This is a genomic window from Hafnia sp. HMSC23F03 (genome assembly GCF_001816025.1).
Classification (GTDB): Bacteria; Pseudomonadota; Gammaproteobacteria; order Enterobacterales; family Enterobacteriaceae; genus Hafnia; species Hafnia paralvei.
Map to the genome: position 1 here is coordinate 60993 of NZ_KV824190.1, position 25445 is coordinate 86437.

Sequence of the window (25445 nt, forward strand, 5' to 3'; positions counted from 1 at the left end):
AGCGCCTCTTCACGATTTACAATACAGGTGCCGTCACCGCCTTCGCAGGCACTTTCACTGGCACCGCATTCGGCTTTTCTGGCACCGGTTGTGGGTTATTCGCAATCAGCGCAGCCATGCTCTGTACCGAATCCGTGCGTAGGACATATAACCGTTTCAGTGCAAACGGATTATCCCCCATTCTGACTCTTCCCTGCACCGTCGTTACCGCTAAATGAAATCCCGCATCACGTGCGGCGTCCATCGCCTTTTGGTTGTAACCGCCAAAGGGGTATGACAAATACTGTACGTGCGGATTGAACTGTGACAAAGCACGTCGTGAACGCTGAAAATCGAACAGAATATTGTGATATGACCGGCTGAACAGAATAGGCTGCTTGTTAGCGCTCACCCGATGCAGGAAATGAGTGTGAGATTGGATATCAAATACATCCTGGATTTCACGCAACTCGGAGATACTCATAAACTGGAGTCCGTTAGGATTCCAAGTTTGAGGATGGCGCTTAATACGCGAAGAGATAATAAACGCCGTGGCTCTTTGCCCATTTTGCTTAAGCACCGGATAGGCATAGCGATAAACCGATTTCAAACCATCATCGAAGGTTAACACCACGGCTTTCGCCGGTAGATTCATGCTTCCAGTGAGATAGCCTTCCAACTGATACATCGACAGCGTACTGTAGCCAGCCTGCTTGAGATAGGCCATCTGGTTACTGAAAGCCACATCCGACGTGGTCGTCGATGTCCGGCGGAAACGCTTATTCTCTTCATTTTTCAAAATATGGTGATACGTAAGCACCGCGATACCGTTATCTAAATCGGCATCAAGGGCACTGACATAACCAAAGCGATCGCCTAGGTTAATGGCATACCATGTCTGGTTAAGACGATCTTTTTGCTTATCAAGGATCGGATAACGCAGGTTCTCTTCCAGTATTGCCACAGACGTACTTTGATTGTCTGCTTGGCTATAAACCGTCACAGGACGGCTTGTCACCAGATTTTGGAAACTTTTTTTACGCAAATCGCTCAGGTTGTCACGCGAAAGATCGCGCTTCTTTGACTCCTTCAAATCTTCGCGCGCAATAAAGCCGGTGCCGTTACCGAAGCGGAACTCATAATATTCAGAATCAGCTTGAAACACGTTGAGTATCTGCCCCTGCTGAATTTGCCCAACAGGAATAACGTGTTCCCCCACCAACGAATAAATCTCGCTGTCGCGCTCCGCTTCCATGTATTGATACTGCTGCCAACTATCAGGCAGAAGGTCGGCAATCGCCGTATTCGGAGTAAAAATAACCCATAGAGAAAACAGCAATCCTGCTGTTATTGATTGAAATAGCTTCATTTTTATATTTAGGGAATTCAGATGTCACTTGGCTAAAAATCATTTTAAGAACAACAGAATAGCATGGGTGAGTAAGAAGGCACATGGTTAAAAGATTGTCGGTGATATAGGTATAGCTTATGAATTCAGGAAATCATCCGCACTCCTGAGAAACTCGTAAGACTGAAATGGTGCGCGATGACGTCCACTAGTCAGCACCAATATTCATGTGAAAATATCAATGCTCACTGATGGACGCGACTTCAACCTATGTTTCATCATTAAATGGCATAGGCGGTCAGAGAAATTAGCTCACGGTAAACGACATCATCATGCCTGTATCTTCATGCTCTAGCAGATGACAATGTGCCATGTAGGCGCGTTCTTTAGGGGCTTCATGATTAAATTTCACTAACACCTCACTACGCCATCCTTCAACACGCACGGTGTCTTTCCATCCACTACGGTGGGCTGCCGGTGGTTTACCATTTTCAGAAAGAATACGGAACTGAGTACCGTGAATATGGAACGGATGGAGCATCATGTCGCCCTCCCCCGAAATCGTCCATTTCTCGTAGGTACCACGTTTGACATCAAACATTGGTTTCGCCATATCGAACGCGATTCCGTTGATTTTATTGCCATGCATGAAATCATAGTCCTGAGCCGTCTTCTGCCCATGTCCCATGCCGTCATGATTCATTTTGTCGTGCCCCATATGCCCCTGCATTTTCATGCCCTGCATACCGCTATGATCCATACCCGACATATCACCATGGCCCTGCATGCTCATACCCGCCATTGATTCCATACCGTAGCGCTGCATCATCATCTGCATCCCCATCATATCGAGCTGTGGATCCATCATCAGCTGTAACCAACGGGTTTTAACGTTATCAACCACTGGAATCGCTGGCATATTGACTAACGAATCAGGCAATTTTGCTTCGCTTTGTTTGAGCGTTGGCTGGATATGCAGTACCGGCAATGCATGATCGAACGGAGCTAACGTCATGCCCATTTGCTTAACGGGCAGTGTCACAATATCGAACGCTTTACCATCGCGGGTATCGACCAGCACTTCAAAGCGCTCCCCCATGAGAATGGGCAATTCACTCAGCTTCACTGGCTCAGCCAGCAGGCCACCATCGCTGGCAACTACGTACATTGGGCGGCCATCGCTGGTCGCCAAATTGAGCGAACGGGCGTTACAACCGTTGAGAAAACGGAGTCGTAGCCAACCGCGCGGTGCAAGATGCTGCGGATAAAGTGCGCCATTCGTCAGCATCATATCCCCAAACCAACCCACTGCCGCGGTCATGATATCCAGCTGGTAATCGATATGACCTTTAGCATCGAGTCGCTTATCTTGCAGGATCACCGGGATATCATCGACGCCCCATTCCTTAGGCAAAGGAAGCTTGGTGCTCTCTTCATCGTCAATAATAATCAGACCACCCAGCCCCATCGCCACCTGACGCCCTGTAAGGCCATGAGTATGCGGATGGAACCATGCCGTCGTCGCTGGCTGATCGACCTTAAAGGCAGCCGTCCATACTTTGCCAGCGTCAATGACCGCCTGCGGGCCTCCGTCAGACGTTCCGGGGATTTCCATCCCATGCCAGTGCATTGTTGTGGCTTCCGGCAGAGCATTGGTCACATTGATGGCAACATCTTTACCACGCTCTAAACGCATCGCAGGGCCTAACAGTGGGCCGTTAATGCCCCACGTTGGCGTCTGCACGCCCGCTTTCCAATTCATGCTACCTGTTTGAACTTTCAGATCTATTTTACCTGCAGCATCAGGTATCAGCAGCGAGGGGATGGGTAAATTGGGTCGATTAGCAGCAAAAACAGAATGGCTCCAGAGCGGTAAAGCACTCGATGCCCCCAGCACAGCGGTGAGTTTGATAAAGTCGCGGCGAAGCATGTCAGATTCCCTTGTGCGTCGTTGAAAAGACTCAGTTAAACATTGGAGTAACGAACATAGGGCTATAGTCGCCAAATGTTTTTCTGTACCCCGTATGATGAATTCAGGGTAGACCTTCCAGTAAGGGGAGAGTCAAGCAAGGACTTGATTAAATGACGCGAGATTAACAAAATTGATTAAGAAAATGAGTAAGAAACACTGTAGAAACAGGGTTAAAATATGATACCGTCAAAGTACAAATACATAATGTGCATCTGTTTATGAAAAAAACCTCGCTGGTGCTTTTGCTTTTAGGTTTGCTGAGTTTCACCTCTGCCAGCCAGGCTCTTGATGATATGCAATCCGAAGATTTAGCCGATCTCACCGCTATCTTCGTTTTTCTGAAAAATGACTGTGGCTATAATGATTTGCCTAATGCTCAAATCAAGAAGGCTATTGTGTTTTTTGCCAGCCGTAACGGCTGGGATTTATCTAACTATAATACTAAAAAAATGAAAGCGTTAGGTGAAGATAGCTACCACGACCTCAGCCGCATTGCGATGCCAACGGCAACCAAATGCAAATATCTGGCTCGAGACTCTCTGAGCCTTTTAGCCTACGCAAACTGATCGACGATATATGCTTGGCAAAATAACGGCAGAAATTTCTGCCGTTTTTAGTTTTTAAACGTCCAGCAACCATATAGGTTAGCTAGCGTGTTGATGTAATAAACGCCCGATACTTATCCAGCGCCTGCAAAAAGTCTTCTAAACCACAGAAGGAGAGACTTTCTTCATCGTAATAGCTCATCCCCTCTTCCATTTCGTCGCCTTCAACGGCCAGTTGATTAGCCCGAACCATGACCTCTTCCCCGTCTAACCATAACGTATATTCATGTCCGGTAAGCTGCCATTGACGTTCACTGCCTTTTACCTCTGCCGCGGCCTGTTCAACCTGAGTCAGTAGCTCCAGATTCCCTTTCACCTCTTCGTTAAGCCAATGTCCAACGACCTCGTGCCCCATCGAAAATACGGCGACGACCTGCCCAGTTACATCATGGCGAAATTCATAATCCATCGTTCAGCCCTCCGCGACTTCCCCCTCTTTCATCGGGGGATTATTTATATACCTTAAATAATTCGAGTTGCAGGACAAAAAAGCGTTAGCCTTTTTGAACAGCGCACAGCGCTGGCCCCTAAGGGCGAGGCTTTGCCGAGTAACGCAGGTGAGCGAGCGCAGCCAACGCACATGCAGCTTGAAGTATGACAGGTATAGTGTAAACATCCGTTGCGTAGCTGTACTGTCGGGGCTCGCAAACTGGAAAAATAAAACGGAGGCCATGGCCTCCGTCTGGGAATTAACACGGTTTTCTAAAAAACCGACGCGGTATATCAGCAAAAATAACCTCAAGGGTCAAGCCAGCTCGCGCTTCTTCTCACTGATATCATGTTCAATGCCCTGCTTAACATCCTCAGGGATCTTCAACGACTGAGCCAAAGCATCCAGATAGCTACGCTCCATAAAGTGATCGATATCGATCACGACACAGCTGAGGTAGTAAACCTCAAGCGCTTCATCCTCGTTCTTGATATCTTTCACAAGCAAATCTGGATTTAACGGCTGCGCCAAAGCGTCTTGCACCCAGTGTTCAGCTTCCGCACCTAACCCCAACTCATGCAAGCTCTTATCGATTGCCTGACGTTCGGTATCATCAACGTGCCCATCACTTTTTGCCGCAAACACAATAGCCTGAATCAGCCGTTTAGTTCGCGTATCTAATGGTGAAACCTGAGCGCCGAACTGAGGCTCATCCAGATGAGTTTCTTTGACACGCTGCTTATATTTATTCCATAACACCGCGCCAACCGCCGCAGAACCACCGACAATCAACGCGCTTTTGCCAAATTTTCCCACCAGTTTACGGGATGATTTATTTCCTAGCAGAACCCCAACCAAACCACCTAATGCCGCAGGTGCGAGTAGTTTACTCACGCCCTCCGATCCCCCTAGTGATTTAGTTTTATCCCCCAGCATAGATTGAATTTGTTGCATCCAATTATTTTTCATCACACACCCCATAGGTACATTTTATCGATGCTATTACATCTATATTACGGGGTTATCTGTCAGTTTACGTATGGGAATTGAAAACTTGCCTATATTTCAAGGCTCGATTAATTAATACTTAGATTAGTATCATTCAATTTAATAATGCGCAGTACATCTATAGAAAAACAAAATAACAATCAAGATATTATTCCTTCATGACCCTGAGATTGATAAATGCATTAATTACATCCTATAACACCAACAAATTAAAAACGGAATAATCTCAATATCATCACCATCAGAGCAATACGCGAATAAAATACTGGTTATATTTTTTATTAAGATATCTACTAGAGGTATTAAAAACGCTAGAGTAAATAATCGTGCAGACAGCCCTACTCTCTGTCACCGATAATCTATGGTAATAAAATTCTATTCTCTAGATGTGAAAAACTTATAAAACATTAAACTCATTAACCATTCTGTTCTGCATAAGGAAATGTTTAGCATGAAAAAAAAACCAACGCATAAACTACTGCTTGTAAGCACTTTATGTGTAGCCAGCTTAGTATCCAGCGGTTGTTCACAACAAAACCCACACGCACGTACTGGGAGCGAATACGTCATTGGCACAATGCAGCCTCAGTTGGGAGTGAATACTCAGGCCACCCCGATGGCTGAGGACAATAACAAATATCCAACCTATACAGAAAACAGCGTTAAATCTGTCGCTCAAGAACCCATTTCTACGTTTAGCGCCGATGTTGATACTGGCAGTTACACCGTGATGCGCAGTTTATTGAATAGAGGAACATTACCGCCGTCTGACTCTATACGTTTAGAAGAATGGCTTAATTACTTCCACTATAACTACCCTAAGCCGGTAGATAACTCGCCGTTTAGCGTCGCCACCGAAATTGCGCCAACCCCTTGGAACGCGCACTCTAAGCTGTTACGTATTGCCATTAAGGCAACCGACATAAACGCAACGGCACTCCCCCCCGCCAACCTGGTGTTTTTAATAGATGTATCCGGTTCCATGAGTGACGACGATAAATTACCGCTGGTAAAAAGCTCGCTAAAACTGTTGGTTAATAAAATGCGCGAGCAGGATAAAATATCTATCGTCATTTATTCAGGCGAAACAAAAACAATTTTGCCACCGACCTCAGGTAAAGATAAATCAGATATTCTTTCCGCGATCAACCAGCTAAGTGCTGGCGGCAGTACTGCAGGCGGTTCCGGAATTGACTTGGCCTACCAAATGGCTGAAAAAGGGTTCATTAAAAATGGGATCAACCGTATTCTCTTAGCCACCGACGGCGACTTTAACGTTGGTGTCACTGATACTCATCAGTTGGAAGAGAAAATAAAGCAGAAATCTAAAAATGGCATCAATCTAACCACGTTAGGGTTTGGTCAAGGAAACTATAACGATTCACTCATGATGCATATTGCAGACGTCGGCAATGGTAATTACGCCTATATAGACAGTATGCAAGAAGCGCAAAAAGTACTGGTTGAGCAACTGAGTTCAACCATGAGCGTGGTAGCTAACGATCTTAAACTACAAGTTGAATTCAATCCGCAGCAGGTTAAAGAATATCGTTTATTAGGATATGAAAAACGCCTACTCAACCAAGAAGACTTTAGCAATGATAAAGTGGATGCCGGAGATATTGGTGCAGGACATACGGTCACGGCATTATATGAAATTATTCCGGTAGGGGAAAAAGGCTGGCTAGAAAAGTCTCGCTATCAGCATGAGACGCCATCCTCTGATATAAAGAACAACGAACTCGCCCTACTGCGCATTCGCTATAAGGAACCGGCGCAGCAAAAAACCAAAGACGCGAACGTATCTCCAGAAATAAGAAACGATTCAAAATTGATTGAAATCCCGCTCACAAAATCACAGATAAAGCCGTCGTTGTCGCAAGCAAGCGATGACTTCCGCTTTGCCAGTGCCGTAGCAGCATTAGCACAACAGCTAAAAAATAGCGGGCGCTATACGGGATCGTTTAGTATCGATGACACTATAAATCTGGCTCGTGATGCAAAGGGAGATGATTCATTAGGCCTGCGCGCCGAGTTTATCCAGATTGCGACTTTAGCGAAAAATCTTTCATCGACTGAGAAGTAATTAGTCTGCAAGGCCATCATATCGCTAGATGCCGCTTCAACTATGACGATACAAAAATCCACCTGCTATGCAGGTGGATTTAACATATTCCTTAAAAAGTAACTACGCTATTTGCTCGTTATTATTATGTCTAGATGACGAATTTAAGCGCCAGCTTACGTATGAGTGGCAAACACTGAATCATGGCTCAGCTCATCCCTCTGATGCTTCTTCTTTCACGATAACTGGCCAAGAAAGAGGCAATAACAGAAATAGAACTGAAAATCATGGCTAAATACCAGATCCCTCGATATTCAAAACTATAACCGGCACCAATAATGGAGAACTTATCAGCCATAAAACCGCTGTATGCCAACGCCGATGCGCCGATCAATTGCCCGACGGTATTCACTAATCCCATTAAGGCACCGCCCGTCTTAATTGGCCAAATTTCAGCAACGGCCGCATTAACCAAAGGAAACATATTTATTGCTGCGCCAATAACAAATACAAGCACAGCAAACAGGAATGAAGATGGCATACGATGGCTTAAGATAAACATCGATAAAGTAATGAAGATATGGAAACAGGCAATGATGAGTGTTCTAGGAACACTATAGCGAACGAGCAGAAAATCCGATAATTTTCCCAATAATGGGGTACCTATAATTCGACCGGCAACATAGACTGACGCCATCATACCGCCAGCGACCATAGATTCAGAGTTAGATAATCCCTGAGTTTGTTTATAGTAAGCCGCAGCATAAATAGGTAACCAAGCAGGAAGCAAACGTAAACAAACGGTGAAACCTTGCCATGCAAAAGTGATTACCCAAAACCAAGGATCGCGTAGCGCATTAAAAAGCGTGGCTTTATAGCTGGCGTCTTTACTCTGTTTTTTATTCTCTTGCTCAACGATCGAGGGTAGGCCTAGTTCTGAAGGATCCGAGCGCATCCCCGCAAAACACATAATAACTATAGCTACCGTAACAAAAGCCATAATCAGCGTAGAGGCGCGCCATGAACTCAGACCGAATATGGTTGCCCCACCGATCATAAATAAAGAAATAAGCGGCATTAATAAAAATGACCAAATTTCCCCCAAACCGCCGCCGGTTCCAGAGAAAATATTTAACACCATGCCGCGTTCTTTTTTACTGAACCAACGAGACAGCACAGCCATGCAGGGCACAAACGTTGCCGCCCCAACGAACCCCATCAAAATTCTGACGACAATTGCCTGATAGTAACTATCGACAAAAGCAAATAGGGAAAACATGATTGCCGTAAGTAATATTCCGATAGAGATAACTTTTCTACCGCCCAATATATCGGTAAGTGTTCCCCATGGACTCTGCCCTATCGCATAAGAGTAAAAAAATGCAGAGCCGAGTATCCCTAATTCTTCCTTGCCAATATGCCATTCACCAATCAAGTATTGAGAAATACCTGTATAGTTCCAGCGAACTAAATTTCCCGATGAATACGCTAAGATACAAACGATAAGTACAACCCACTTGTACCCGCTTTTTTTATATAAAACACCCATGGCACATCCTTTTATCACCTTGATAGTTTTACGCTCTCAATAGCGCTTCAGCGCTAGCTGAAAGGATTTTATTTCTTGTTTTTTCATCCGTGACTTCAACTGCAAATGCATCAAATACACGCTGGTAATTGATATTTTTTTCAAAACGAGTATGAGGCCAGTCGCTGCCCCACAATAATCGTTCGGCTCCAAAATGCTTAAGTAGCAAAGGGATAAGAGGCGTGACATTTTCCGTTAAAGTATCAATGCCACCATTACGATATGCGCCCGATAACTTTACCCAAATTTTTTTACTCGCAGCCTTCTCAAGTAAAAACTGAAACCCAGGATCGAATTGTTTAAGCGCAGTAGACGGCAAGCCATAATGGTCAATCACTATTTTGACGTTTATATCGAGCAGTATCTGAATCAAATCCGGTAAATCACTGGCAGCACGATGTAGCTCAACATGCCAACCTAAATCCCTAACGTGAGTTAAAAGCGATTGCCATTCTGGGGTTGTGAGATCGGGCAAATCTGTACCGATTAAATTTAACCGAATGCCCACCACGCCAAGACGCGCCATATCATCTAACTCAGTGCGAGTGATACCCGGCTTCACCACCGCAACGCCACGAAATCGAGTGGGATAATCGCGTAGTGCATTCAGCATGAAATGATTGTCAGTCCCCAAAAAGCTGGGCTGTACTAAAAGACCGACATCAATGCCGTTATTGTCTAGGTGTGTAAGAAAACTCCCTGGTGTGGCATCGTAATCAGGAACATAGCGGCAATGCTCTGCAAGCGCTAGTCCCCGCACAAAAACATGTGCATGTGTATCAAAAGTCATTCCATAACTCATTTTTATTGTGTACATCCCTAACGGTAACTGGAGGTTGAAGTCTGATAGAATGATGTATCCTGACTTCAAAGTTGACTAGTTGACTATGCAACCCAGCCAAGAGGAATAATTTTAAATGGCTCACATTTTGCCCATTTATATGCAAATACAAGAAGCCCTACGGCGGGGAATAGCACAAAGCGTTTATAAGCCAGGTGAGCGCCTCCCCTCTGAAAACGAACTCGCCAAGCAGTTTGATACCACTCGAGCGACCGTCGTTCATGCTATGCAAGGATTGATCGCCGATGGGCTGATTAATCGTGTTAGAGGCCGTGGGACATTCGTCAAAAGCCCACCTATCGTCACGACGGTGAATACGCACACGCTTGGTTTTTTTGAACAAGACCTAATAGACAGTGACAAAACACTGCAATACCAAGTGCTAGATTTTAGTGTGGTTCCCTGCACTGAGTTCTTACAGAAGAAACTGCAGCTATCCGACAAGGAGAGTGTCCATAAGCTCTTGCGGCTGAGATTCATTAACCAGCAACCAATTGCGCTAGAAATCCGTTACATGCCGTCAATTCTAGCCTTGCAGATAGAAAGGAAGTCGCTAGAGGAACAAGCGTTACAGCTCATTTTTGAAAAAAGCCTGCGAATCAATATCCAGATGATTTCTAATCAAGTTCGAGTTGCGCTGCCAAACCAAGAGTCGGCCAAGTGGTTAAACATCAAGCGCTCTCGTCCAATACTCATTCGTCAACACAGTTACCTTACGGCAGAGAAAAAGCCTGTATTGTGGGGGGAGACACTCTATCGCGAAGAGTACGAAATTCATTACGATTCTCACCGCTAGCCCTCTCATTATCGGCTAGATATGAGCTCGCCTTTTCATCTGAACGAATAGCCCCGACAAAAAAGGGAGGCCGAAGCCTCCCTCTTAATCTCATTTGATGCAACTCAGACCGCAGTCTGGAAAATCACACCGTCTGCTTTTTCAGTGTACTGTTCCAGCTTGTCAAAGTTCAGGTAACGGTAGGTGTCTACCGCCGTTTTATCTACCTGCTCCATGTACTGCTGGTACTCTTCAGGATTCGGCAAACGCCCTAACAGCGAAGCGACCGCCGCCAGTTCAGCCGAAGCCAGATACACATTCGCCCCTGTCCCTAAACGGTTCGGGAAGTTACGCGTAGACGTTGAAACCACGGTTGCGCCATCTGCCACGCGAGCTTGGTTCCCCATACACAGCGAGCACCCAGGGATTTCCACACGCGCACCGCTCTTACCGAAGATGCTGTAGTAGCCTTCTTCTGTCAGCTGTGCTGCGTCCATCTTGGTCGGTGGAGCTACCCACAGACGTGTTGGCAGCTGCCCCTTGTGTCCATCCAATAGTTTACCCGCCGCACGGAAATGGCCGATATTAGTCATGCAAGAACCAATGAAGACTTCATCGATCTTCTCGCCAGCCACGTCAGACAGCAGACGTGCATCATCCGGATCGTTTGGCGCACACAGGATTGGTTGTTTGATATCAGCAAGATCGATGTCGATCACCGCGGCATATTCTGCATCGGCGTCGCCTTCCAGCAATTGTGGATCGGCCAGCCATTTTTCCATTCCCTGAATACGACGTTCTAAAGTGCGACGATCGCCATAGCCTTCCGCAATCATCCACTTCAGCAACACGATGTTAGAACTGAGATATTCAGTAATCGGCGCCTTATCCAGTTTGATGGTACAGCCCGCCGCAGAGCGCTCTGCAGAAGCATCCGCCAGTTCAAACGCCTGCTCAACCTTCAGTTCTGGTAAGCCTTCAATTTCCAGAATGCGTCCTGAGAAGATATTTTTCTTACCTTTCTTCTCAACGGTCAGCAAACCTTGCTGAATCGCATAGTAAGGAATGGCATGAACCAGATCGCGCAGGGTAATTCCCGGCTGCATTTTGCCTTTAAATCGAACCAGTACAGACTCCGGCATATCCAGAGGCATCACACCCGTCGCAGCAGCAAACGCCACTAAACCAGACCCTGCAGGGAAAGAAATGCCAATAGGGAAACGAGTATGGGAGTCACCGCCCGTACCCACCGTATCTGGCAGCAGCATACGGTTCAACCATGAGTGGATAATACCGTCGCCTGGGCGCAGTGATACACCGCCACGGTTCATAATGAAATCGGGCAACGTATGGTGTGTCGTGACGTCTACCGGCTTAGGATAAGCCGCTGTATGACAAAATGACTGCATGACTAAATCGGCAGAGAAGCCTAAACAGGCCAAGTCTTTCAATTCATCACGAGTCATTGGGCCAGTGGTATCCTGAGAACCTACGGAGGTCATCTTCGGCTCACAGTACTGCCCAGGGCGAATACCTTTGGTTCCACAGGCACGTCCCACCATTTTCTGCGCTAATGAGAAACCTTTACCGCTATCTGCTACCGGTTTGGCAATACGGAATACTTCACTCTGTGGCAGGTTTAGCGCCTCGCGCGCTTTGGTCGTTAAACCACGGCCGATGATCAACGGAATACGCCCACCGGCGCGAACTTCATCCAGCAGAACTTCGGTTTTCAGTTCAAACTCAGCCAGCAGTTCATTGGTTTCGTGATGACGGACTTCACCTTTATAAGGGTAAATATCAATCACATCGCCCATGTTTAGCTTAGACACATCAACTTCGATTGGCAGTGCGCCCGCATCCTCCATGGTATTGAAGAAAATCGGAGCAATTTTACCGCCAAGAACGACCCCGCCAGCGCGTTTGTTTGGCACATGAGGAATATCATCCCCCATAAACCACAATACGGAGTTAGTCGCTGATTTACGCGAAGAGCCGGTTCCTACGACATCCCCGACATAAGCTAACGGGAAACCTTTTTTGTTCAGCAACTCAATTTGTTTAATTGGACCAACGCTACCCGGCTGGTCAGGAACGATGCCTTCACGTTCGTTTTTCAACATTGCCAAGGCATGGAGAGGAATATCAGGACGTGACCAAGCGTCTGGAGCAGGAGACAGGTCATCGGTGTTAGTTTCACCGGTCACTTTAAATACGGTGACGGTGATTTTTTCGGCTAATTCAGGCCGTGACAAATACCAGTCAGCGTCTGCCCAAGATTTCAGAACCTGCTGAGCATACTCATTCCCGGCTTTGGCTTTCTCTTCCACATCGTAGAAGTTATCAAACATCAGCAAGGTGTGTGACAACGCTTTAGCAGCGATAGGTGCCAGTTTGGCATCATCGAGAGCGTCAATCAGAGGATGGATATTATAACCGCCCTGCATGGTGCCAAGCAGCTCAACGGCTTTTTCTGGAGAAACCAGAGGAGAGGTTGTTTCGCCTTTCGCCACGGCGGCAAGAAAACCGGCTTTAACATAGGCCGCTTCATCAACGCCCGGTGGTACACGATTAATCAAAAGATCTAACAGGAATTCCTCTTCACCCGCCGGTGGCGATTTCAGTAATTCCACCAACCCAGCCATTTGCGTCGCATCCAGTGGTTTAGGAACCACGCCTTCTGCCGCACGTTCAGCAACGTGCTCGCGATATTCTTTTAGCACGACTTTATCCTCGCTCTCATTGTTGGAGTCATTATGTGTGCAGAGGGTGTGTTGCGTAGTGCGCTTCCAACGTTGTCATCTGTGCGATAACCCACTACGGAACACACCCACCACCGGGTCACTGGTAAGTCAGATATCTTTGGAGCGTTATCCTACGCTCCGAAAGAACAAGACCTTTATTTCGTTAAGGTCTTCATAGGTAGAGTACCCGGTTATGCCCGTCCAGCATATCAGGATTTAACGCGGTTGTTAAACTGTTCACATAAAAGCAACATAGATATAGCATGAAGCAAATTCTTACCTTTCTACGGCAGTATTAAATTCCAAAAACTGATAAATATTGATCTGTTCTAGGATCTAGCCGCCTATTTTTTCGCTATGATCCTCTATCGTTGTAAGCAGGTGCAGGATGCGAAATGAAGTTCAAAAGGAAATCAAAAACTTTTTATCTTACGGTGCTACAAATTGCCTCGGTATTACTGGCAATTGCGGCACTGTTTTATCTGATTGATAGCTCGCAGACTCAATATTTAGTGCTCAATGGCGATCATTTAACGCGCACGGATTTAGACAGCGGCACCATGGTTTGGGGAATGAACTTCTTCTTATTTGCCCTCATCGTTGGCGTACTTCTGTTCACTGTTGCCTTTTTTATCGGATTTAAAGACGATTAGCCCGCCAAAAATCAGCTCCTCCTCCGCGCCTAAACTGGTTCTGAAAAAATCGCCCCCAGTCAGCTTCGTTACCGGTTGTAAATATCGTAAAAAAAACGGCTCCCTAAATTAGGGAGCCGTTGAGCAATTTCAGCGCATTAAACGCAAAAACTTATTTCTTTTTCGCTTTCGGGTTCGGCAAGTCAGTGATGCTACCTTCGTAGATCTCTGCGGCTAAACCAACGGATTCATGCAGCGTTGGGTGAGCATGGATAGTCAGTGCGATATCTTCAGCGTCACAGCCCATCTCGATTGCCAGACCGATCTCACCTAACAGCTCACCGCCGTTAGTACCCACAATCGCACCACCGATGATACGGTGAGATTCTTTGTCAAAGATCAGCTTAGTCATACCGTCAGCGCAGTCAGAAGCGATAGCACGGCCAGAAGCTGCCCACGGGAAGGTGGAAGTTTCGTAGCTGATGCCTTTTTCTTTCGCTTCTTTCTCGGTCATACCAACCCAGGCAACTTCTGGCTCGGTGTAAGCGATTGAAGGAATGACCTTAGGATCGAAGTAATGCTTCATACCCGCGATAACTTCAGCGGCAACGTGGCCTTCGTGAACACCTTTGTGCGCCAGCATTGGCTGACCCACGATGTCACCGATAGCAAAGATATGAGGTACGTTAGTACGCAGCTGTTTGTCGACGTGAATAAAGCCACGCTCGTCAACTTCAACGCCTGCTTTACCTGCATCCAGCTGTTTACCGTTAGGTACACGGCCGATAGCAACCAGAACGGCATCATAACGCTGTGGCTCAGCCGGCGCTTTCTTACCTTCCATCGTGACGTAGATGCCATCTTCTTTGGCTTCAACCGCAGTCACTTTGGTTTCCAGCATCAGGTTAAATTGCTTGCTGATACGCTTGGTGAACACTTTCACCACGTCTTTGTCAGCGGCAGGAATGACCTGATCAAACATTTCAACCACATCAATCTGAGAACCCAGCGCGTGGTAAACGGTACCCATTTCCAGACCGATAATACCACCGCCCATCACAAGCAGACGCTCTGGGACTGATTTCAGCGCCAGCGCATCCGTTGAATCCCAAACGCGTGGATCTTCATGTGGAATGAATGGCAGCTGGATTGGACGAGAGCCCGCCGCGATAATCGCGTTATCAAAGTTGATCACGGTTTTACCGTTCTCACCTTCAACTTCCAGAGTGTTAGCACCGGTGAATTTGCCCAGACCGTTAACCACTTTGACTTTACGACCTTTAGCCATCCCAGCCAGACCGCCGGTCAGTTGAGTAATGACTTTTTCTTTCCAGACACGGACTTTATCGATGTCAGTTTTCGGCTCACCGAAAACGATGCCGTGTTCAGCCAATGCTTTGGCTTCTTCAATCACTTTCGCTACGTGCAGCAAAGCTTTAGAAGGGATACAACCGACGTTCAAACATACGCCACCCAAGGTGGAATAACGTTCAACGATGATGGTTTCTAAACCTAAATCCGCGCAACGGAAAGCCGCAGAGTAACCTGCTGGGCCCGCCCCAAGTACCACGACCTGAGTTTTAATTTCAGTACTCATCATGACCTCTTTATTGTTTGTCCGGCGGGTGCGACATCATCCATATTGATAACATCACTGCCAACGTCATTGTTTGGCTCACAACCTGTATATCCTTGGGAATATTACCCACGGATATGGAGAGTCATTCATAACGCCCATCGACCACCGGGACGCTCGTACTGCCCATAGTTTACAAAAATGTTAACAATTCTGTAAAGCTTTGATCGGGTGACGAAAGTCTCACTATCCAATGCTGAACCGTATTAGCACCAGCATTGGCGCACTTGAAGAAAAAAGCCGGCCGTTTGGCCGGCTTTTGGGGTTACATCACTAGGCGACGAATGTCTGACAGCATGTTGTTGATGATGGTGATAAAGCGAGCACCATCAGCACCGTCAATCACGCGGTGGTCGAAGGACAGAGACATCGGCATCATCAGACGCGGAGTGAACTCTTTACCATTCCAAACCGGTTCCATCGCAGACTTGGATACACCCAGAATAGCCACTTCAGGCGCGTTAACGATTGGCGCGAAGTGAGTCGTCCCGATACCACCAAGGCTGGAGATAGTGAAGCAGCCGCCCTGCATTTCGCCAGCGGTCAGCTTACCGTCACGCGCTTTCTTAGAAATCGCCATCAGTTCGCGAGACAGTTCAGTGATGCTCTTCTTGTTCACATCTTTGAAGACTGGAACAACAAGACCATTTGGCGTATCAACAGCAACACCGATGTTGATGTATTTTTTCAGCGTCAGCTTCTGACCATCTTCAGACAGAGAGCTGTTGAAACGTGGCATCTGCTCAAGAGCGGCAGCAACGGCTTTCATGATGAACACAACTGGCGTGAATTTCACGTCCAGCTTGCGCTTAGCGGCTTCCTCGTTCTGCTGCTTACGGAACGCTTCCAGATCGGTGATATCAGTTTTGTCGAAGTGCGTAACGTGCGGGATCATGACCCAGTTACGGCTCAGGTTAGCACCAGAAATTTTCTGGATACGACCCATTTCCACTTCTTCGATTTCACCAAACTTGCTGAAGTCCACTTTCGGCCATGGCAGCATGCCTGGCAGACCGCCGCCGGTTGCAGCAGCAGGTGCAGATTCAGCACGTTTAACCGCATCTTTCACGTATGCCTGAACGTCTTCGCGCAGGATACGACCTTTACGGCCAGAACCTTTAACTTTCGCCAGATTCACGCCAAATTCACGCGCTAAGCGACGGATAACCGGCGTTGCGTGGACATAAGCGTCGTTCTCAGTAAACTCGCCTTTAGATTCAGCTTTAGCGGCTGAAGCTGGCGCAGCTTTCTGCTCCTGTTTAGCTGGTGCAGATTCCTGTTTCGCGGCGGTGTTGGTCGATGTCGCGGCAGCAGGTGCAGCGCCTTCCACTTCAAAGGTCATGATAAGCGAGCCGGTTTTCACTTTGTCGCCAGTGGCAATCTTGATCTCTTTGACCACGCCCGCAAACGGAGCTGGGACTTCCATAGAGGCTTTATCGCCTTCTACGGTGATCAGTGACTGCTCAGCGGCAACTTTATCGCCTACTTTCACCATCACTTCAGTCACTTCAACTTCGTCGCCGCCGATATCTGGAACTTCAACGTCTTTAACCGCTGATGCGCCAGCTGAAGCTGCAGGTGCTGCAGCCTGAGCAGGTGCAGAAGTCGCAGGCGCAGCGCCGGCCACTTCAAAGACCATAATCAGAGAACCCGTTTTCACTTTATCGCCAGTGGCAATCTTGATCTCTTTAACCACGCCCGCAAATGGAGCTGGCACTTCCATAGAGGCTTTATCGCCTTCTACGGTGATCAGAGACTGTTCAGCTTCAACGGTATCACCGACTTTCACCATCACTTCGGTGACTTCAACTTCGTCAGCGCCGATGTCTGGAACTTCAACATCTTTTGCCGCAGCGGCAGCCGCCGGAGCTGGTGCAGCTGATTTCTCTTCAGCTTTAGCTGGCGCAGCAGCGGCTGCACCCTCGGCTTCAAAGATCATGATCAGTTTGCCGGTTTCGACTTTGTCGCCCACGGAAACTTTGATTTCTTTAACCACACCGGCCTGCGGCGATGGGACTTCCATGGAAGCCTTGTCACCTTCAACGGTGATCAAAGACTGTTCTGCTTCCACTTTATCGCCCACTTTCACCATCACTTCGGTGACTTCAACTTCATCAGCACCGATGTCCGGTACATTAATTTCGATAGACATTCTTCTGTACCTCTTATGCCAGACGCGGGTTAACTTTTTCTGGGTTGATATCGAATTTCTTAATGGCATCAGCAACAACAGATGCTTCGATTTCACCGCGTTTAGCCAATTCACCCAGTGCAGCAACCACAACGTAAGAAGCATCAACTTCAAAGTGGTGACGCAGGTTTTCGCGGCTGTCTGAACGACCAAAGCCGTCAGTACCCAGTACGCGATAATCGCTGGCTGGAACGTAAGTACGAACCTGTTCAGCGAACAGCTTCATGTAGTCGGTAGACGCAACCGCTGGAGCATCGTTCATCACTTGAGCGATGTACGGTACACGTGGAGTTTCGGTTGGGTGCAGCATATTCCAACGCTCACAGTCCTGACCATCACGAGCCAATTCGGTGAAGGATGTTACGCTGTAGGTGTCAGAACCCACGCCGTATTCTTCAGCCAAGATCTTAGCCGCTTCACGTACGTGACGCAGGATAGAACCTGAACCCAACAGCTGAACCTTACCTTTGCTACCTTCCAGAGTTTCCAGTTTGTAGATACCTTTACGGATACCTTCTTCTGCACCCTGCGGCATTGCCGGCATGTGGTAGTTTTCGTTCAGCGTGGTGATGTAGTAGTAAACGTTTTCTTGCGCTTCGCCGTACATGCGCTCCAAGCCGTCATGCATGATGACTGCAACTTCGTAAGCGTATGCTGGATCGTAAGAGATACAGTTAGGAATAGTCAGAGACTGAATATGGCTATGACCATCTTCATGCTGCAAACCTTCGCCGTTCAGGGTCGTACGACCAGAAGTCCCGCCGATCAGGAAGCCACGAGCCTGCTGATCACCCGCTGCCCAGCACAGGTCGCCGATACGCTGGAAACCAAACATGGAGTAGTAGATGTAGAACGGAATCATTGGCAGATCGTTGGTGCTGTAAGACGTTGCCGCCGCCAGCCAAGATGATGCTGCACCCAGTTCGTTGATACCTTCCTGCAGGATCTGACCTTTTTCGTCTTCTTTATAGTAAGCAACCTGCTCACGGTCCTGAGGCGTATACTGCTGACCGTTCGGGCTGTAAATACCGATTTGACGGAACAGGCCTTCCATACCAAAGGTACGCGCTTCATCGGCGATGATTGGAACCAGACGATCTTTGATCGACTTGTTCTTCAGCATCACGTTCAGGGCACGAACGAAAGCGATGGTAGTAGAAATTTCTTTGTTCTGCTCTTCCAACAGAGAACCGAAGTCTGACAGAGCAGGGATTTCCAGTTTCTCGGTGAAGTGAGTCAGACGAGTTGGCAGGTAACCTTGCAGCGCCTGACGACGTTCGTGCAGGTACTTGGACTCTTCAGAATCTTTATCGAAGGTAACGTATGGCAGTTTTTCGATATCAGCATCAGCAACTGGCACGTTGAAACGATCACGGAACTGGCGCACGCCGTCCATGTTCATTTTCTTAACCTGATGAGCGATGTTTTTACCTTCAGCGGTGTCACCCATGCCGTAACCTTTAACGGTGTGAGCCAGAATAACAGTCGCTTGACCTTTGGTTTCTTTCGCTTTTTTCAGTGCTGCGTAGACTTTCTTAGGATCGTGGCCGCCACGGTTCAATGCCCAGATCTCGTCATCGCTCATGTCTTTAACCAGAGCGGCAGTTTCAGGGTAACGACCGAAGAAGTGCTCACGAACATAAGCGCCATCTTTGGATTTGAAGGTCTGGTAGTCGCCGTCCAGCGTTTCGTTCATCAGCTGGATCAGTTTACCGCTGGTGTCTTTACGCAGCAGCTCATCCCAACGACCGCCCCAGATAACCTTGATCACGTTCCAGCCAGCGCCTGCGAAGATGCCTTCCAGTTCGTTAACGATTTTGCCGTTACCGGTGACTGGGCCATCCAAGCGCTGCAGGTTACAGTTGATGATGAAGCACAGGTTGTCCAGTTTTTCACGAGTTGCGATAGTGATCGCACCTTTAGATTCTGGCTCATCCATCTCACCGTCGCCCAAGAAAGCGTAAACGGTTTGTTCAGAAGTATCTTTCAGGCCACGGTGTTCCAGATATTTCAGGAACTTAGCTTGATAGATTGCACCGATTGGGCCCAAGCCCATTGATACGGTTGGGAACTGCCAGAATTCAGGCATCAATTTAGGATGCGGGTAAGAGGACAGGCCTTTACCGTGAACTTCCTGACGGAAGTTATTCATCTGTTCTTCAGTCAGGCGACCTTCAAGGAAGGCACGAGCATAAACGCCCGGAGAAATGTGGCCCTGGAAGTAAACCAAATCGCCGCCGTCTTTTTGGTTACGCGCGCGGAAGAAGTGGTTAAAGCAGACTTCGTATACCGTTGCGGAAGACTGGAAAGAAGCCATGTGGCCACCCAGCTCCAGATCCTTTTTCGATGCACGCAGAACGGTCATGATCGCGTTCCAACGAATCGCTGAACGGATGCGGCGTTCCAGCTCCAGATTACCTGGATACGCAGGTTCGTCTTCTACCGCAATGGTATTGACGTAGTTGCGGCTGGTCGCTCCGGTAGGCAGATTGACTCCGCCTTTACGGGCTTCACCCAATACTTGATCAATCAGGTACTGAGCGCGCTCTACACCTTCTTCACGGATGACCGATTCGATCGCCTGCAGCCAGTCGCGGGTTTCGATCGGGTCCACGTCATTGTTTAAACGTTCTGACATGGTGGTATTCCTTATCTGTCTAATGGTTTGTCAGGAGCCTGTCTTCGTGCATACCCGTCTTACTTCACGTTGCAGGTGTGTTGGCTACCTGCGTTCCCCCCAGTCACTTACCGATGTAAGCTCCTGAGGATTCACGCCGTTGCCGCCTTCCTGCAACGCGAATTAATTAGGGTATATTCTCTTCATGTCGGGAAAAAACACGAAGACAGGCCCAATCAGGGTTTAGTTGCCTAGTGGTGTTGCAATAAAACGGACTATCAGAGGGCTAAGCTCTCATCATCCGTTTTTAATCCTTGCGTTGCTGGAGTCGACGCAATGACCGCTCACGGCGGCTGTGCTCCCGATTAAGCTCCAGCAAAATATCCTCAATAAATGCCAGATGGCGGTGTGATGCTTCGCGAGCTTTCTCTGGCTCACGAGCCACTATCGCCTCAAAAATGCTGGCACGATGGTCGTTTACCTTTGCCAACATTTCACGGCGTGAGTAAAGCAACTCAAAGTTCTGTTTAACGTTTTGTTCCAGCATGGGCGCCATGCAGCGCAGCAAATGCAAAAGAACCACGTTGTGTGCAGCTTCGGTCACGGCGACCTGATACTGCATAACCGCATCGGCTTCGGCGTCTAAATCGCCGCTCTGCTGCGCCTCTTGGATAACCACATGGCACGCGCGAATACGGGTAAAATCTTCGTCTGTGCCACGCAGCGCTGCGTAATAAGCAGCAATACCTTCCAGCGCATGACGGGTTTCAAGTAAATCGAATTGTGATTCTGGATGGTCTGCCAGCAGTTCAGCTAACGGATCGCTGAAGCTCTGCCAGAGGTTTGTTTGAACAAAGGTACCGCCTCCCTGACGACGCAACAGCAATCCTTTTGCTTCTAGGCGCTGTATCGCCTCTCTTAATGAAGGTCGAGACACATCAAACTGCTTCGCCAGCTCACGCTCAGGAAGAAGTTTCTCTCCGGGACGCAGAGTGCCTTCCAGAATCAGATATTCCAGTTGCTGTTCGATGACATCTGATAATTTAGGTTGACGAATTTTGCTGTAGGCCATGTCGCTCTTATCTTCTCTGCGAGTGCTTCTTCTTTATTGGCGTTCTCTTGTTTTGAGTATTCGCAAGCCGCTTAAAATCTCTGCGAGTGGCGCAAAGTCAATTGGTAATACCAATTTCAAAAACGTGACGCTAAAGTAACAAAGTATTCACCTGCTGTCCATACAGGCTTTGATTGAAATCATGAAAGCGAGCATTTTTTAACAAAGTCACTCAAACAACACAGCAATACTATAACTGTAACGTGGTAATACCATTTACTAGCCCCGAGGGTATTTTAACTTTATTGAAACCTAAATACACTCAAGCTGAAGCGTGAAAGCCGCATGAAAATTGCATATAAATTCATTTATGTGATTTTTTATTTAATTTTGATTGGCATCATTGATGCTAATTCCTTGAAGATAAATATGTTACGAGTGATAGGTAAAATTAAGTAAATAAGGCTGGGGGAGATGAGATTATTTAGAAACTGCTGAATGGCATTGGATGAGATCCAATCAATTGGCAACTCGCCTTATTGGCTTACGGTATACCTCTAGCCAGCACTTTTTTTTGTAAAATTTAAGTCTTTTTTCGGTTACTTCGCTAATTTCCTCTAAAGCGTCTATTTTATAAACAATGTTCAATTCTTCTTACCGCCCAAGCAAAAGTGTATCGAACCATTGATGTGATCTGTATCGGTGTTTGGCATTATAAATTTGGTGCATTTTCTTTCGCTTATCATTATTCTCCATCCATTGGTAGCCGATAAAACAAATCTATCGGACACCTGTTGTAAACAATAAATTACGCACTTCGTATTTTAATTATTACAAATAACAGCAACGGTGAGCCAGAAGTGAATATCGGCTGGCGTATTTAGAGGATAAAAGACATGAGTGACCAGCAACATCGCGCTCAGCCGCAGGGTGACCAGCTGAAAAGGGGATTGAAAAATCGCCATATTCAGCTCATTGCACTGGGCGGTGCTATCGGCACCGGGCTATTTTTAGGTATCGCGCAAACCATCAAAATGGCTGGCCCATCCGTTATTCTGGGTTACGCAATTGGAGGCTTCATCGCCTTCTTAATCATGCGCCAATTAGGTGAAATGGTGGTAGAAGAGCCTGTAGCAGGTTCTTTTAGCCACTTTGCCTATAAATATTGGGGTAACTTCGCGGGGTTTGCTTCCGGCTGGAACTATTGGGTGCTCTACGTTTTAGTCGCGATGGCTGAGCTTACTGCTGTCGGTATTTATGTCCAATACTGGTTCCCTGATATTCCCACCTGGGTCTCCGCTGCGGTCTTCTTCCTTGCCATTAATGCCATTAACCTTGCCAACGTCAAAGTGTATGGTGAAATGGAATTCTGGTTCGCCATCATTAAAGTCGTGGCAATTATCGGCATGATCGTCTTCGGTGCATGGCTGTTACTCAGCGGCCATGCAGGGCCAGAAGCAACTGTGACCAATCTGTGGGAGCAAGGCGGCTTCTTCCCGAACGGGATCATGGGACTCGTCATGGCCATGGCGGTGATCATGTTCTCCTTTGGTGGTCTAGAACTGGTTGGTATCACCGCCGCTGAAGCTGATAATCCAGAGAAAAGCATTCCAAAAGCAACCAATCAGGTTATTTATCGCATCTTGATTTTCTATATTGGCTCCTTGTCTATTCTGCTGTCACTCTATCCTTGGGGCAAAGTGGTCGAAGGCGGAAGCCCATTCGTAATGATTTTCCACGAATTAGACAGCAACGTGGTTGCTACCATCCTGAACATTGTTGTTCTTACCGCGGCACTGTCTGTTTATAACAGCTGCGTCTATTGCAACAGCCGTATGTTGTTCGGTCTGGCTAAGCAAGGCAACGGCCCTAAAGCGCTGCTGAAAGTGGATGCCCGTGGCGTCCCCGTGGTTGCCATTGGGTTGTCTGCGGCGGCAACGTTGCTGTGCGTGCTGATCAACTATGTGATGCCTGGGAAAGCCTTCGAGCTCCTCATGGCGCTGGTGGTTTCTGCTCTGGTCATCAACTGGGCGATGATCAGTCTGGCGCACCTTCGTTTCCGTGCGGCCAAAAATCGTGAGGGCGTAGTGCCTAAGTTCCAGGCCTTCTGGTATCCATTTGGCAACTACCTATGCTTGGCGTTCCTCTGCGCCATCCTCGTTATCATGTATTTCACGCCAGGAATTCAGATTTCCGTTCTGTTAATTCCCGTTTGGCTAATTATTCTGGGTATTGGTTATGCGGTAAAACAACGTAACCAGCGCAACGCTCAAAGCGTATCCAGCCACTCTTAGCTTTAGTGATGAATCAAACAAAGCCTCCGCAAATCGGAGGCTTTGTTTTTCCAGTAAGATGTTTCCACCCCCTATCGCCAAATTGTTATCCTGCTCACAATTCCAATCCAGTAGCACATTAATCCATCTCGCCAGCTAAACCTTTACCCATAGAATCAAGCCTCAAAAGCACATAATCCTCATTAAGATAGCTAAAAAATTTCTATATGAGGAAGCTAGCCATGAACGAAAACAAACTCTCGATAACAGAAAAAATCGGGTACGGAATGGGAGACGCTGGCTGCAACATGATCGGTGGCGCTATCATGATGTTCCTAAGCTATTTCTATACCGACGTCTTTGGCTTAGCTCCAGCATTAGTGGGGGTGCTACTGCTTTCGGTACGCGTGCTGGATGCGGTAACCGATCCGATTATGGGCGCGATAGCCGATCGAACCCAAACTCGCTGGGGGCGTTTTCGTCCTTACCTGCTGTGGATATCATTCCCTTACGTCATTTTTAGCGTACTGATGTTTACCACCCCAGAGTGGACATACAACAGCAAGGTTATCTACGCTTTTGCAACTTACTTCCTTATGTCACTCACTTATACCGCGATTAATATTCCCTATTGTTCGCTGGGCGGCGTAATTACCGCCGATCCTAAAGAGCGCGTTTCCTGTCAATCCTATCGCTTTATCATGGTTGGCGTCGCTACGCTGATTCTCTCCTCAACCCTATTGCCAATGGCTGACTGGTTTGGTGGTGAGGACAAAGCCAAAGGCTATCAAATGGCGATGGGAGTATTAGCGCTGATTGGCCTATTCATGTTTCTGTTTTGCTTTGCCACGGTACGTGAACGTATTAAACCTGCGGTTCCCAGCAACGATGCGCTCAAACAAGATTTGCGTGACGTGTGGAAAAACGATCAGTGGGTGCGTATTTTATTGCTCACATTTTGCAACGTCTGCCCTGGTTTTATTCGCATGGCGGCAACCATGTATTACGTGGTGTGGGTGATGGAAAAAAGCACCCACTTCGCCACTATGTTTATCAGCCTTGGTGTTATTGGCATGATGTTTGGCAGCGCCCTAGCAAAACCGTTAACCGACCGCTTCTGTAAACTCAAGGTCTTCTTCTGGACCAATATCGTGCTAGCCATTTTCTCCTGCGGCTTCTATTGGGTAAACCCACACGCCACGATGCTAGTTTTGGTGCTCTATTTCTTACTCAATATTCTGCATCAATTACCTTCGCCTCTACATTGGTCACTGATGGCCGACGTCGATGACTACGGAGAATGGAAAACGGGTAAGCGCAGCACCGGTATTAGTTTCTCCGGTAATCTGTTCTTCCTGAAAGTCGGATTAGCTGTCGCTGGCGCAATGGTGGGGTTCTTGCTTTCGGCATACGGTTACGACGCCGGCGCAGCACATCAGAGTGAAACCGCTATCGGCGGGATTATCCTGCTGTTTACCGTCATCCCCGGTGTGGGTTATTTGATTACCGCGGGAGTGGTTCGCTTACTGAAGGTCGATCGCGCAATGATGATTAAAATCCAGAGTGACTTGGCCAAGCGCCGTGAAAATTATCATGAGCTGAATGAACTCATCGATGCCAAGCAGGCAAAAGCAAATACCATTTAATTCATTGAAATTTAAATAGAGAAATAATCATAACGGAGCTAGAG

The 25445-nt window shown here is 47.4% G+C and carries 17 protein-coding genes; 6 read left to right on the forward strand and 11 right to left on the reverse strand.

All coding sequences use genetic code 11. The features are described from left to right. Positions 1-16: 16 nt before the first annotated feature. Both HMPREF3091_RS02530 and cueO read right to left on the reverse strand, forming a co-directional pair. Positions 17-1348 (reverse strand): polysaccharide deacetylase family protein, encoded by a 1332-nt coding sequence (locus HMPREF3091_RS02530; RefSeq protein ID WP_070713996.1) that lies wholly within the window; start codon positions 1346-1348, stop codon positions 17-19. Positions 1349-1634: 286 nt separating this feature from the next. Next, complete coding sequence (gene cueO, locus HMPREF3091_RS02535) at positions 1635-3257, reverse strand: multicopper oxidase CueO (RefSeq protein ID WP_070714000.1); 1623 nt, start codon at positions 3255-3257, stop codon at positions 1635-1637. Positions 3258-3517: 260 nt separating this feature from the next. On the opposite strand from cueO, the gene HMPREF3091_RS02540 reads away from it, so the two are divergent. Further along, a complete protein-coding gene (locus HMPREF3091_RS02540; RefSeq protein ID WP_004094449.1) occupies positions 3518-3865 on the forward strand; it encodes a YacC family pilotin-like protein in 348 nt (115 codons plus the stop codon). 82 nt (positions 3866-3947) lie between these two features. Here the strand turns inward: HMPREF3091_RS02540 and yacL are convergent, their stop codons facing one another. Then, complete coding sequence (yacL, locus tag HMPREF3091_RS02545) at positions 3948-4313, reverse strand: protein YacL (protein WP_004094450.1); 366 nt, start codon at positions 4311-4313, stop codon at positions 3948-3950. Between the two features lie 336 nt (positions 4314-4649). Further along, positions 4650-5303: a tellurite resistance TerB family protein gene (locus HMPREF3091_RS02555; RefSeq protein WP_070714007.1), complete on the reverse strand. Its 654-nt coding sequence runs from the start codon at positions 5301-5303 to the stop codon at positions 4650-4652. A gap of 490 nt (positions 5304-5793) precedes the next feature. On the opposite strand from HMPREF3091_RS02555, the gene HMPREF3091_RS02560 reads away from it, so the two are divergent. Next, positions 5794-7428: a vWA domain-containing protein gene (locus tag HMPREF3091_RS02560; protein ID WP_168168167.1), complete on the forward strand. Its 1635-nt coding sequence runs from the start codon at positions 5794-5796 to the stop codon at positions 7426-7428. 187 nt (positions 7429-7615) lie between these two features. Here HMPREF3091_RS02560 and HMPREF3091_RS02565 read toward each other — a convergent pair whose 3' ends face one another. Both HMPREF3091_RS02565 and HMPREF3091_RS02570 read right to left on the reverse strand, forming a co-directional pair. Further along, positions 7616-8956, reverse strand: coding sequence for an MFS transporter (locus HMPREF3091_RS02565; protein ID WP_070714010.1), 1341 nt, complete (start codon positions 8954-8956; stop codon positions 7616-7618). Positions 8957-8984: 28 nt separating this feature from the next. Further along, a complete protein-coding gene (locus HMPREF3091_RS02570; RefSeq protein ID WP_070714013.1) occupies positions 8985-9785 on the reverse strand; it encodes an amidohydrolase family protein in 801 nt (266 codons plus the stop codon). A gap of 127 nt (positions 9786-9912) precedes the next feature. On the opposite strand from HMPREF3091_RS02570, the gene HMPREF3091_RS02575 reads away from it, so the two are divergent. Next, complete coding sequence (locus tag HMPREF3091_RS02575; RefSeq protein ID WP_004094469.1) at positions 9913-10632, forward strand: GntR family transcriptional regulator; 720 nt, start codon at positions 9913-9915, stop codon at positions 10630-10632. Positions 10633-10736: 104 nt separating this feature from the next. Here HMPREF3091_RS02575 and acnB read toward each other — a convergent pair whose 3' ends face one another. Continuing rightward, positions 10737-13334, reverse strand: coding sequence for a bifunctional aconitate hydratase 2/2-methylisocitrate dehydratase (acnB, locus tag HMPREF3091_RS02580; protein WP_004094472.1), 2598 nt, complete (start codon positions 13332-13334; stop codon positions 10737-10739). Between the two features lie 416 nt (positions 13335-13750). Here acnB and HMPREF3091_RS02585 point away from each other — a divergent pair, with 416 nt between their 5' ends. Further along, positions 13751-14008, forward strand: a complete 258-nt coding sequence (locus tag HMPREF3091_RS02585) for a hypothetical protein (RefSeq protein WP_004094474.1) — start codon at positions 13751-13753, stop codon at positions 14006-14008. Between the two features lie 151 nt (positions 14009-14159). Here the strand turns inward: HMPREF3091_RS02585 and lpdA are convergent, their stop codons facing one another. From lpdA to pdhR, 4 genes are all read right to left on the reverse strand, one after another. Continuing rightward, a complete protein-coding gene (gene lpdA / locus HMPREF3091_RS02590) occupies positions 14160-15584 on the reverse strand; it encodes a dihydrolipoyl dehydrogenase (RefSeq protein ID WP_020303577.1) in 1425 nt (474 codons plus the stop codon). Positions 15585-15888: 304 nt separating this feature from the next. Then, a complete protein-coding gene (gene aceF / locus HMPREF3091_RS02595) occupies positions 15889-17775 on the reverse strand; it encodes a pyruvate dehydrogenase complex dihydrolipoyllysine-residue acetyltransferase (protein WP_064572889.1) in 1887 nt (628 codons plus the stop codon). Between the two features lie 13 nt (positions 17776-17788). Further along, positions 17789-20452 carry a pyruvate dehydrogenase (acetyl-transferring), homodimeric type gene (gene aceE / locus HMPREF3091_RS02600; RefSeq protein WP_004094491.1) on the reverse strand — a complete coding sequence of 888 codons (2664 nt, stop codon included), beginning with the start codon at positions 20450-20452 and terminating at the stop codon, positions 17789-17791. Between the two features lie 286 nt (positions 20453-20738). Next, positions 20739-21503 (reverse strand): pyruvate dehydrogenase complex transcriptional repressor PdhR, encoded by a 765-nt coding sequence (pdhR, locus tag HMPREF3091_RS02605; protein WP_004094492.1) that lies wholly within the window; start codon positions 21501-21503, stop codon positions 20739-20741. An 875-nt stretch (positions 21504-22378) separates the two neighbouring features. Between pdhR and HMPREF3091_RS02610 the strand changes: the two genes are divergently transcribed. Together HMPREF3091_RS02610 and HMPREF3091_RS02615 are read left to right on the forward strand one after the other, a co-directional pair. Beyond that, entirely contained in the window at positions 22379-23776 is a 1398-nt protein-coding gene (locus HMPREF3091_RS02610; RefSeq protein WP_061059604.1) for an amino acid permease, read from the forward strand. 221 nt (positions 23777-23997) lie between these two features. Then, the gene (locus HMPREF3091_RS02615; protein ID WP_070714015.1) at positions 23998-25401 is read left to right on the forward strand and encodes a glycoside-pentoside-hexuronide (GPH):cation symporter; all 1404 of its coding nucleotides are present in this window, start codon (positions 23998-24000) and stop codon (positions 25399-25401) included. The last annotated feature ends 44 nt before the right edge of the window (positions 25402-25445 follow it).

Coding starts and splice junctions, on each gene's coding strand:
- HMPREF3091_RS02565 (WP_070714010.1), bottom strand. CDS start 8,956: ATGGGTGTTTTATATAAAAAAAGCGGGTACAAGTGGGTTGTACTTATC.
- HMPREF3091_RS02540 (WP_004094449.1), top strand. CDS start 3,518: ATGAAAAAAACCTCGCTGGTGCTTTTGCTTTTAGGTTTGCTGAGTTTC.
- HMPREF3091_RS02570 (WP_070714013.1), bottom strand. CDS start 9,785: ATGACTTTTGATACACATGCACATGTTTTTGTGCGGGGACTAGCGCTT.
- HMPREF3091_RS02615 (WP_070714015.1), top strand. CDS start 23,998: ATGAACGAAAACAAACTCTCGATAACAGAAAAAATCGGGTACGGAATG.
- HMPREF3091_RS02555 (WP_070714007.1), bottom strand. CDS start 5,303: ATGAAAAATAATTGGATGCAACAAATTCAATCTATGCTGGGGGATAAA.
- cueO (WP_070714000.1), bottom strand. CDS start 3,257: ATGCTTCGCCGCGACTTTATCAAACTCACCGCTGTGCTGGGGGCATCG.
- HMPREF3091_RS02560 (WP_168168167.1), top strand. CDS start 5,794: ATGAAAAAAAAACCAACGCATAAACTACTGCTTGTAAGCACTTTATGT.
- aceF (WP_064572889.1), bottom strand. CDS start 17,775: ATGTCTATCGAAATTAATGTACCGGACATCGGTGCTGATGAAGTTGAA.
- aceE (WP_004094491.1), bottom strand. CDS start 20,452: ATGTCAGAACGTTTAAACAATGACGTGGACCCGATCGAAACCCGCGAC.
- lpdA (WP_020303577.1), bottom strand. CDS start 15,584: ATGAGTACTGAAATTAAAACTCAGGTCGTGGTACTTGGGGCGGGCCCA.
- HMPREF3091_RS02585 (WP_004094474.1), top strand. CDS start 13,751: ATGAAGTTCAAAAGGAAATCAAAAACTTTTTATCTTACGGTGCTACAA.
- HMPREF3091_RS02530 (WP_070713996.1), bottom strand. CDS start 1,348: ATGAAGCTATTTCAATCAATAACAGCAGGATTGCTGTTTTCTCTATGG.
- pdhR (WP_004094492.1), bottom strand. CDS start 21,503: ATGGCCTACAGCAAAATTCGTCAACCTAAATTATCAGATGTCATCGAA.
- HMPREF3091_RS02610 (WP_061059604.1), top strand. CDS start 22,379: ATGAGTGACCAGCAACATCGCGCTCAGCCGCAGGGTGACCAGCTGAAA.
- HMPREF3091_RS02575 (WP_004094469.1), top strand. CDS start 9,913: ATGGCTCACATTTTGCCCATTTATATGCAAATACAAGAAGCCCTACGG.
- yacL (WP_004094450.1), bottom strand. CDS start 4,313: ATGGATTATGAATTTCGCCATGATGTAACTGGGCAGGTCGTCGCCGTA.